Origin of the sequence: Mycobacterium sp. MFM001, assembly GCF_003402475.1 — a bacterium.
Lineage (GTDB): Bacteria > Actinomycetota > Actinomycetes > Mycobacteriales > Mycobacteriaceae > Mycobacterium.
This window is the reverse complement of record NZ_BFAB01000005.1, coordinates 339,268-348,734: the sequence shown is the minus strand read 5'-3', so window position 1 is coordinate 348,734 and position 9,467 is coordinate 339,268. Positions and strand designations below refer to the sequence as shown.

9 protein-coding genes are annotated in these 9,467 nt (G+C 67.2%); 5 read left to right on the top strand and 4 right to left on the bottom strand.

The window, feature by feature from the left end; genetic code table 11:
• The first annotated feature begins 86 nt into the window (after positions 1-86).
• From MFM001_RS11630 to MFM001_RS11620, 3 genes are all read left to right on the top strand, one after another.
• Complete coding sequence (locus MFM001_RS11630; RefSeq protein ID WP_160118007.1) at positions 87-1,613, top strand: GAF domain-containing protein; 1,527 nt, start codon at positions 87-89, stop codon at positions 1,611-1,613.
• 117 nt (positions 1,614-1,730) lie between these two features.
• A complete protein-coding gene (locus MFM001_RS11625; protein WP_116375407.1) occupies positions 1,731-2,423 on the top strand; it encodes a hypothetical protein in 693 nt (230 codons plus the stop codon).
• A 32-nt stretch (positions 2,424-2,455) separates the two neighbouring features.
• Positions 2,456-3,169, top strand: coding sequence for a response regulator transcription factor (locus tag MFM001_RS11620; protein ID WP_116375406.1), 714 nt, complete (start codon positions 2,456-2,458; stop codon positions 3,167-3,169).
• Here MFM001_RS11620 and MFM001_RS11615 read toward each other — a convergent pair.
• Positions 3,147-3,518, bottom strand: coding sequence for a LytTR family DNA-binding domain-containing protein (locus tag MFM001_RS11615; RefSeq protein ID WP_116375405.1), 372 nt, complete (start codon positions 3,516-3,518; stop codon positions 3,147-3,149). The genes MFM001_RS11620 and MFM001_RS11615 overlap by 23 nt on opposite strands.
• Positions 3,519-3,574: 56 nt before the next feature.
• Positions 3,575-4,102 carry a nitroreductase/quinone reductase family protein gene (locus tag MFM001_RS11610; RefSeq protein ID WP_116375404.1) on the bottom strand — a complete coding sequence of 176 codons (528 nt, stop codon included), beginning with the start codon at positions 4,100-4,102 and terminating at the stop codon, positions 3,575-3,577.
• Between the two features lie 80 nt (positions 4,103-4,182).
• On the opposite strand from MFM001_RS11610, the gene glmS reads away from it, so the two are divergent.
• Positions 4,183-6,048 carry a glutamine--fructose-6-phosphate transaminase (isomerizing) gene (gene glmS / locus MFM001_RS11605; protein ID WP_116375403.1) on the top strand — a complete coding sequence of 622 codons (1,866 nt, stop codon included), beginning with the start codon at positions 4,183-4,185 and terminating at the stop codon, positions 6,046-6,048.
• A gap of 56 nt (positions 6,049-6,104) precedes the next feature.
• A complete protein-coding gene (locus MFM001_RS11600) occupies positions 6,105-6,725 on the top strand; it encodes a rhomboid-like protein (protein WP_116375446.1) in 621 nt (206 codons plus the stop codon).
• Here the strand turns inward: MFM001_RS11600 and MFM001_RS11595 are convergent.
• Together MFM001_RS11595 and MFM001_RS11590 are read right to left on the bottom strand one after the other, a co-directional pair.
• The gene (locus tag MFM001_RS11595) at positions 6,706-7,443 is read right to left on the bottom strand and encodes an SDR family NAD(P)-dependent oxidoreductase (RefSeq protein WP_116375402.1); all 738 of its coding nucleotides are present in this window, start codon (positions 7,441-7,443) and stop codon (positions 6,706-6,708) included. The two genes, MFM001_RS11600 and MFM001_RS11595, sit on opposite strands and share 20 nt — an antisense overlap.
• A complete protein-coding gene (locus tag MFM001_RS11590; RefSeq protein ID WP_116375401.1) occupies positions 7,440-9,371 on the bottom strand; it encodes an NAD(P)/FAD-dependent oxidoreductase in 1,932 nt (643 codons plus the stop codon). The genes MFM001_RS11595 and MFM001_RS11590 overlap by 4 nt, the downstream gene beginning before the upstream one ends.
• Between the last annotated feature and the right edge of the window lie 96 nt (positions 9,372-9,467).

Genomic DNA, 9,467 nt, shown 5'->3' with positions numbered 1-9,467 from the left:
CACCTCACCCTGACACTGAGACGACGGTAGCGCACGGCTGTAGTGAATCGCCCCGGATGTCGTGGCCTGCGAGGGATACTCCCTGGGTGTCGTCAAGACGCGATGATGCGCTGATCGACAGCCATCGGGAGCTGGAGCGGTTTTTCGACTTGTCGTCGGATCTGTTGGTCATTGCGGGCCAGCAGGGGCTGATCCGCGTCAATCCGGCCTTCGAGCGGATCTTCGGATTCGCACCCGACGCGTCGGCGAAGGCCACGGATTTCGTTGCGCCCGAGGACCGCAAGGGCGTCGCCGCGTCGGTGCGCGAGCTTTTCCGCAGCGGCGAACCGGTGCGATTCGAGAGCCGGGCCGTCTGCCCCGACGGCACCCAGCGCTGGATCGAATGGATCATCGTGCCGCAGCACGAGTTGTTCTATTGCCTCGGCCGCGACGTCAGCGAGCGGCGCCGTGAGCAGGAGCAGCTGCGTCACCTCGCAACGCAGCAGGCTGCGCTGCGGCGGGTGGCGACCCTGGTCGCACGGGGAGTCAGCCCGCAAGAGGTGTTCGATGCGGTGGCCGAGGAGATGGGCCGATGCCTGGGCGTCGACAGCGCCGAGGTGTTCCGCTACGAAGACGACGGCGCGGCGGTCGTCGCCGTCGCCTGCTACTCCCAAGAGGGAGCGCACGGCCTAGGCGTTGGCGAGCGCCTGACATTAGAGGGCGAAAACGTGGCCGGAAAGGTGTTCCGCACCGGTCGCCCGCACCGAATGGAGAGCCTGGCCAACGCCGCCGGATCGCTGGCGGCACGCATGCGCGAGCTGGGCATGAATTGCCGGGTGGGCGCACCGATCATCGTCGACGAACGCATGTGGGGCCTGGCGCTCGTCGGCTCGTCGCGACCGGAATCGCTACCGGACAACGCCGAGCAGCGCACTGCCGAATTCGCCGAGCTGGTCGCCACCGCGATCGCTGCGGCCACCAACCGCGCCGAACTCGTCGCCTCCCGCGCGCGAATTGTCGCCGCCGCCGACGACGCGCGACGCCGCATCGAGCGCGACCTGCACGACGGCGCTCAACAACGGCTTGTCGCCCTGGGCCTGCGGCTGCGGATGACCGAGGACTCGGTGCCCGAGGACCTCACCGACGTCAAAAGCGAACTGTCCGAAGCGGTTTCGAGTTTGAACGAGATCTTCACCGAGCTGCAGGATCTCTCCCGCGGCATTCACCCGGGCATTCTCGCCAAGGGTGGACTGCGCCCGGCGTTGCGCAACCTCGCCCGCCGATCCGCCGTTCCGGTCACGCTCGACGCGGACATCGACCGACGCCTGCCCGAACCCGCGGAGGTCGCCGCCTATTACGTGGTGGCCGAGGCGCTGACCAACGCCGACAAGCATGCACAGGCCAACGAGGTCAACGTCGCCGCGCACGCCGACGACCAGAACTTGTACCTGTCAATCGGCGACGACGGGATCGGCGGCGCCGAGGCCGGCAACGGGTCGGGGCTGATCGGGCTGAAGGACCGCGTCGAGGCGCTCAGCGGGCAATTCCGGGTCGAGTCGCGGCCGGGACAGGGGACCTCGCTGCACGTCACCATCCCGGTTTCAGGGCTGAGCGGTATTCCTGCTAGCCGGTAGTCGGATATTGCAGGTCGCCTGAGCAAGGGATGGTTGCTGGCCTAGACGACATTCGCCGCCGCAACCGCGAACCTTGATGGTGTCACGAGGCACCTACCGCGAAGGGACGCAAGCGAAATGGACCAGCACAACACCCCCCAGCTGCGACTGGTCGCAGGATCACACCCGGCCGGAACGGGCACGGGATGCGCGATGAACGCCATCTCGTATGCCAACGGCGACACCGAGATCACCGACTACCCGGCCTGCTCGGCCCGCCCGCTGGCTGCGTTCGTCCAATGGTGCAACGACCTGCTCGCCGGCCCGGAGGGCTACTTGTCGTGCCGAGACGGCGCCGTTGCCCTCGAGCTGGGCTGGCAGACCGTGGGAACGGCGGATGTGTCCGATGCGGTGATCCATGCCTGGGTCGCCGAATTGCTGGCCAACCCGATCTGGGGGGTCGTCCGATACGCCAAAGACGCTGCGGCCGAAGCTGTTCGGGATATCGCCGAGTTACACCGCAAAGCTGCGTCCGGCGTCGCGCCGACCGTCACCGAGTGGAGCGCCGCCCACAGCGCCGTCAGTGCGCTGAAGCCGACGCTCGGGGGAGCCGCGCTCTATGCCGTCCGGGCGGCCCGTCAGTCGATCGCACCACTGGACAGCGAACACACGGCGACGCTTGACGCCATTACCGGTCACGCGCTGCGCGCCCACGCCTGGGCAACCGGAGCCACCGATTCCGCCCGCGCCGTCGACCTGGTCCGCCACGCGATCCGCTCATGGCGGGACCTGGCCGGCTTCGACGACAACCACGCACGCCTTTCGGCATAACTGCGGCACCCGGCGGACGCCGTTGGTGCAAGATGTGTCCCAAACGACGCACTGCTTCGGAGGCACCGCTGACGTCCGATACGAGCACCGCCCCGCCGCCGTTGCGTGCGGTGGTCGCAGACGACGAAACCCTGCTGCGCGAAGGTCTGACCAGCTTGCTGGACCGGTCCGGGTTCGCGGTCGTCGGCCAGGCGGGTAACGCCGTAGAACTGCTCGACTTGGTGCGTGACCAGGCGCCCGACGTGGTCGTCGTTGATATCCGGATGCCGCCCACCCACACCACCGAGGGCCTCGACGCAGCCCGGACCATCCGGGAAGAGCTGCCCGACACCGGAATCCTGGTGCTCTCCGCTCACGTCGACATCGAGCACGCGATGGAGCTGCTGGCCGGCGGCCGCGGAATCGGCTATCTGCTCAAGAGCCGCGTCACCGACGTCGGTGAATTCGTCGACACCCTGCAGCGGATCGCGAAAGGCGCCTCGGTGGTGGATCCGGCGCTGGTGCAGGAACTGGTGTCGGGACGCCGACGGGACGACCCGCTCGCAGTGCTGTCGCCCCGCGAACTCGAGGTATTGGAGTTGATGGCCGAGGGCCGATCGAACGCCGGCATCGCGCGGCGGCTATGGGTGACCGAGGGCACCGTCGAAAAACATGTCCGCAGCATTCTCACGAAACTGGATCTGCCCGAAACCGACGACGACCACCGTCGCGTCCGGGCGGTCATCACGTTCCTGGATTCGCGCTGAGGATTTCCCGGATCGCAGCACCGGACAGCGTGGACTTGGGCAAGAACGCCACCGCCGGGCTGGCCGAGATCAGCTCGGCGAAGTCTTCCTCGGCATGAGTGGAGATCAGGATCACCGGTGCCCTGGACTGGGCGCCCAGCTGCTCGGCCAGGTCGAAACCGCTCTCGCCGCCAAGCTCGATATCGACGAGCGCGACGTCGGGGCGCAGCGCCTCTACGCATTGCAGTCCGGCCGACGACGACCCGGCGACGCCGACCACGCTGATGTTCTGCCGCTCGAGCAGCCGCGCCGCAGCATCGAGAAAGTCGCGGTTGTTGTCGACGATCACGCACCGCAACGGCTCAGCCATAGCCACGAGTCCAGTGTCGTGGCCGCGGGTGCAGGCCGCATTACCGCTAGCTGGAATCAACTGGCCGGCGTCAACCGCAGCACACGAATCGTCCGAGTGCCGTCGGTGCGCTCCGCATACTTGGCGTAGCCGGGGTAGTAAGCCGCGGCCAGGTCGAACAGCCGGTCCCGGTCGGCGCCCGTCGCCTCGCGCGCCACAAATCGGCCGCCGCTCTCGCCGACATGCAATTCGCATTCCGGGTGGGCAAGCAGGTTGTGGTACCAGGCCGGATGCCGCGTGCCGCCATAGTTGGAGGCGATCAGGATGACGTCGTCGCCGTCGGTGAAATAGCCGAGTGGTGTGTCGCGCCGCTGGCCGCTGCGGGCGCCGGTCGACGTCAACACCACCAGCGGCATCGCGCCCGCGGCGAGGCTTACCCGGCCGCGGGTGAGCCGCATGAGCGGCGCGTCCAGCGGGGCAGCGAGCGTGCGGTGTATCGCCGCGCCGGGTTTGGTCGCCACCAGGGCCAGCATTGCGCGTTTCCACGCTGCACGGCCTGCCCGCGGGTCGACTCGGGGGATTCCGTTGACGGTGTCGCCGGACATATCGCGACTGTACTGGCTTGCACGCCACTGATCAGCGCGTTTAGCACCCGCGGGGGCCGCCTGCACTACCCTGGTCAGCTATGTGCGGAATCGTCGGCTATGTCGGGCAGCGGTCTGCCTGCGACGTGGTCGTCGCGGCGCTGCGTCGGATGGAGTACCGAGGCTACGACTCGGCGGGCATCGCGTTGCTCGACGGGGCCGGCAAGCTCACCGTCCGCCGGCGCGCCGGCCGGCTGGCCAACCTCGAGCACGCTCTCGAGGAGGCCGATCCGGCCGCGCTGGTTGGCGGCACCGGCCTCGGGCACACCCGATGGGCCACCCACGGCCGGCCCACCGACCGCAACGCCCATCCACACCGCGACGCGGCCGGCAAGATCGCCGTCGTCCACAACGGCATCATCGAGAACTTCGCGATCCTGCGCCGGGAGCTGGAGGCCGCCGGGGTGGAGTTCGCCAGCGACACCGACACCGAGGTCGCGGTGCACCTGGTAGCCCAGGCATATCGGCAGGGCGACACGGCCGGCGACTTCGCGGCGTCGGTGTTGTCCGTACTGCGCCGGCTGGAGGGCCACTTCACTCTGGTCTTCGCCAACGCCGACGAGCCCGGCACCATCGTGGCCGCCCGCCGCTCCACGCCGCTGGTGGTCGGGATCGGCGACGGCGAGATGTTCATCGGCTCCGACGTGGCCGCGTTCATCCCGCACACCCGCGACGCGATCGAACTGGGCCAGGACCAGGCGGTGGTGATCACCGCCGACGGTTATCGGGTCACCGACTTCGACGGCAACCCCGACGTCGAGTACCGCGAGTTTCACATCGACTGGGACCTGGCCGCCGCCGAGAAGGGCGGCTACGAGTACTTCATGCTCAAGGAGATCGCTGAGCAGCCCGCCGCGGTGTCCGACACGCTTCTTGGGCATTTCGTCGACGGCCGGATCGTGCTCGACGAGCAGCGGCTCTCCGACCAGGAGCTGCGCGAGGTCGACAAGGTCTTTGTGGTGGCCTGTGGCACCGCCTATCACTCCGGGCTGCTGGCCAAGTATGCGATCGAGCACTGGACCCGGCTGCCGGTCGAGGTCGAGCTGGCCAGCGAATTCCGTTACCGCGACCCGGTTTTGGACCGCAGCACACTCGTGGTGGCCATCTCGCAATCCGGTGAGACCGCCGACACCCTCGAAGCGGTCCGCCACGCCAAGGAGCAGAAAGCCAAGGTGCTGGCGATCTGCAACACCAACGGCTCACAGATCCCGCGCGAATGCGACGCGGTGCTCTATACCCGCGCCGGACCGGAGATCGGGGTGGCGTCGACGAAGACGTTCCTGGCGCAGATCGCGGCGAATTACCTTGTCGGACTGGCGCTTGCCCAGGCCCGCGGTACCAAATACCCCGACGAGGTCGAACGCGAGTACCGCGAACTGGAATCCATGCCGGAGCTGGTGGCCCGGGTGCTCACCGGCATGAAGCCGGTAGCCGAGCTGGCCTATCGGTTCGCGCAGTCGCAGACCGTGCTGTTTTTGGGTCGCCACGTCGGCTACCCGGTGGCGCTGGAAGGCGCGCTGAAACTCAAAGAGCTGGCTTACATGCATGCGGAGGGTTTCGCCGCAGGCGAACTCAAGCACGGGCCGATCGCGCTGATCGAAGACGACCTGCCGGTCATCGTGGTGATGCCGTCGCCGAAGAACTCCGCGACGCTGCATTCCAAGCTGCTCTCGAACATCCGCGAGATCCAGACCCGCGGCGCGGTCACCATCGTGATCGCCGAGGAGGGCGACGACACGGTGCGGCCCTACGCCGATCACTTGATCGAAATCCCCGCGGTGTCAACGCTTTTCCAGCCGCTGCTGTCGACCATCCCGCTGCAGGTGTTCGCCGCCTCGGTGGCGCAGGCCCGCGGATATGACGTCGACAAACCGCGCAACCTGGCCAAGTCCGTCACCGTCGAGTAGTTCGAGTGGGCGTGGCCGGCGCGCGAAACAGAGGCCAGGGTCGTAATCGGCCGCGAATCACAGCCCTAGCGTATGTCTGGCGGTGGGTGAGCACCGCGCCGCTGACGTATATCTGGCTGACCGTCTTGCTGGTCACCACGATCATCCAGCATCACCTGTCCAGGCGAGAGTTGCACACGGTGCTGGTGCACGGCTCCACCAACCTCTACCACCTGGCCCGCGATCCGCTGGAGGTGCTGTTCACCAGCCTGCTGTGGATCGACGGCCGCTACTGGACGCCGTATCTGGTGCTGTTCACGCTGTTCCTTGCGCCGGCCGAACGTTGGCTCGGCCAATTGCGATGGCTCACTGTGGGATTGACGGCGCACATCGGTGCGACGTATATCAGTGAAGGCTTGCTGTACCTAGCGATCCAGCATCACCTGGAGCCCGAGAAGCTGGTGCACGCCCGCGATATCGGAGTCAGCTACTTCCTGGTCGGGGTGATCGCAGTGCTGGCCTACCACATCCCGCGGCCGTGGCGATGGGGCTATCTCGCGGTCCTGTTCCTGGTCTTCACCGTCCCGCTGATCATCCATGTGAACTTCACCGCGATCGGGCATTTAGCGGCGATCTTGATCGGGCTGTGCTTCTACCCGATGGCCCGGTCGGCACAACTCAGGGATGCCGGCAAGTGACGCCGCCGTCGACGACGAGGTGGGTGCCGGTGATGAACGACGCCCGCGGCGACATCAAGAACGCCACTGCCTGCGCAACCTCGGCTGGCTCGCCGATCCGGCCCAGCGGCGCGGCCTGTACGAAGCCCGCCCGGACCTCCTCGACGTCGAGCGCGATCTGCAGCATCGGCGTGTGGATGAATCCCGGGCACACCGCGTTGACCCGGATGCCGGCCGGCCCGAGCTGCGCAGCCATCGACCGGGTCAGCCCCAGCAGCCCGGCTTTCGACGCGCAGTAGGCCGGGATGAACGGGTTGGCAGTCAACCCCTCGATGCTCGAGATGCCTACCACCGCCGGCGAACCGCCTTCGCGCGCAGCCTTTTCCAGGTGCGGCAACAGCAGCTGCACCAACATCGCCTGCGCCCGCAGGTTCACGTCGAGAACGGCATCCCACGACTGGCCGCTATACGCGCCGACCGGCTCGGCCAGCACCCGGCCGGCGGCGTGCACCAGCCCGTCGATGCCGTCGAGCGCGCTGTCGGCGGCCGCGACCGCATCGGGCAGCGCCGCGTCGTCGGTCACGTCGACCACCGCAGAAGGCATTCCGAGGCCCGCGGCGACTTCCTTCACCGCCGGCGCGACGTCCCACAGCGCCACCCGCCGGCCGTCGGCAACCAGCGCCTCGGCGCAGGCCCGGCCGATGCCCGACGCGGCACCGGTTATCACTACTCCACTCACTGCGATCCTTTCCGCACTACGAATTGCGACCAGTCGGGTTCCCGCACCGCCGACCAGTATTCGTTGAGCCGCCACGGGCTGACGGTGTGGATCTCTCCGTCGGCGTTCTTGAAGTAGGAATGCTTGACAGCCGGGTGCGACCACACCATCTTCTTGATCTCGGTCTGGGTGCGGCGATGCCAATCTCGGGCCGCCTCGACGGTCGGCTCGACGGAATGGGCGTCCGCCTCAACCAGTTCCGCCAGGCAGGCGTTGATGTAGCGCATCTGCAGTTCGGAGTTGAAGATCAGGCTTCCGCCGTGTGCGAGATGCGCGCCCGGGCCGTAGATGAGGAAGAAGTTGGGGAATCCGGGAACGGTGATACCCAGGTAGGCATAGGGCCGCTGCCCCCAGACGCTGCGCAGGTCGATCCCGTCGCGCCCGATGATCGTCATTGGCCAGAGCACATCGGTATGCCGAAAACCGGTGGCGTAGATGATGATATCTACGTCGTGGCTGACACCGTCGGCAGTGACGACGCCGCTGGGAGTGATCCGCTCAATAGGCGTCCGTACCAGTTCGACGTTGTCGCGGCGCAGCGTGCGCAGCCAGGTGCCGTTGTCCTGCAGGGTTCGTTTGCCGGTGGCCGGATAGTCCGGCAGCACCTTGGTCAGCAAATCCTGGTCGCCGTCAACCTGATTGGTGATCCAGTCGGTGAACATCAGCCGGGCGGCGGCGTTCATCTCGCTGACCGCGTAATCCTGGTCGGGGTAGGCGGGGTCGACCCGCGCAGCGTCGAGGCCTTTGTCCGCCCCGGGCCACAAGACCAGGAACCGGTACCACCGGCCGTAGAACGGCAGATGGTCCATCGCCCAGCGCACGCCGTCGCCGACGGACTCGTGATACATCGGGTTGGGGAACATCCACTGGGCGGTGCGCTGGAACACAGTCAGCGCAGCGACGTCGTCGGCGATGGCCGGCGCGATCTGAAAACCGCTGGCCCCCGCGCCAATCAGCGCGACGCGCTTGCCGGCCAGGTCCACGGAGTGGTCCCACGCCGCCGAGTGAAACGACGGCCCCTCGAACGTGTCGGCGCCGTCGAAGTCCGGGATGTAGGGGCGGTTCAATTGCCCGACGGCGGTGATCACAGCACGAGCCCGCAGCGCCGTCCGGCCCTCGGGTGACTGCAGGCTGACTGTCCACATGCCGTCGCCGTCGTCCCACGTCGCGGCGGTCACTTCGGTGTGCCACCGAATGTGCTCGCCCAGAGCGTGCTTGTCGATCAGCTTGGTGAAATACGCTTGCAGCTCGGGTTGTTCGGCGAAGAAGTGTGTCCAGTCGTTGCTGGGTTCGAAGCTGTAGCAGTAGAAGTGGTTGGCGACGTCGACACGCGCTCCCGGATACGTGTTCTCCCACCAGGTTCCGCCGGGGCCGGCGTTCTTCTCCACGATGGCGAACGGAATGTTGGCCTGCTTCAGGCGGATTCCGGCGAGGATGCCCGATTCGCCGCAGCCGATGACCACGACGGGCAACGCTGAAGCGCGGTCCGGGTCGAGCGGGGAGGGCCGGCGCGGATCGACCCCCTCGAGGTCCATCTCTTCGAGAAGCAGCGCGACGTAGTCGTCGGGCACGGTCTCGCAGACCGCCCAGTCCATCATTTCCTTGATGAGCTCGCGGGGCAGCGGCGCCGGCTCGGGGCAGCCGCGGTCGCGGTAGTCGGTGATCACCGGCAGCGCCGCCTGGCGGGCGCGCGCCTTGTCCTCCTCCGACATGAAGCCCTGCACCTCGTTGAGGAAGATCCCGGCCGGCTTGAAGTCGCGGATGAAACGCGGGTCGCCGGTGATGTGCACGCACGACAGCAGCAGCGTGGGGATGCTGACCTGTTCCAGCGCAGCGGCGATCGCGGCCGTCGAGGTGGTGAAGGGCTGGCCCGCGTAGCGGCTGCGCATCGCGCCGATCCTTTCCCATGATTACGCTACTCGTCGTTTCGTAATAGGCCGATACGATACGCGGCGACGTCAAAGGTGATCAAGGGCCTATCCTGA

Bases quoted from the DNA above. Each gene is read 5' to 3' on its own strand.
- MFM001_RS11625 (WP_116375407.1), top strand. From the start codon at position 1,731: ATGGACCAGCACAACACCCCCCAGCTGCGACTGGTCGCAGGATCACAC.
- MFM001_RS11620 (WP_116375406.1), top strand. From the start codon at position 2,456: ATGTGTCCCAAACGACGCACTGCTTCGGAGGCACCGCTGACGTCCGAT.
- MFM001_RS11615 (WP_116375405.1), bottom strand. From the start codon at position 3,518: ATGGCTGAGCCGTTGCGGTGCGTGATCGTCGACAACAACCGCGACTTT.
- MFM001_RS11610 (WP_116375404.1), bottom strand. From the start codon at position 4,102: ATGTCCGGCGACACCGTCAACGGAATCCCCCGAGTCGACCCGCGGGCA.
- glmS (WP_116375403.1), top strand. From the start codon at position 4,183: ATGTGCGGAATCGTCGGCTATGTCGGGCAGCGGTCTGCCTGCGACGTG.
- MFM001_RS11590 (WP_116375401.1), bottom strand. From the start codon at position 9,371: ATGCGCAGCCGCTACGCGGGCCAGCCCTTCACCACCTCGACGGCCGCG.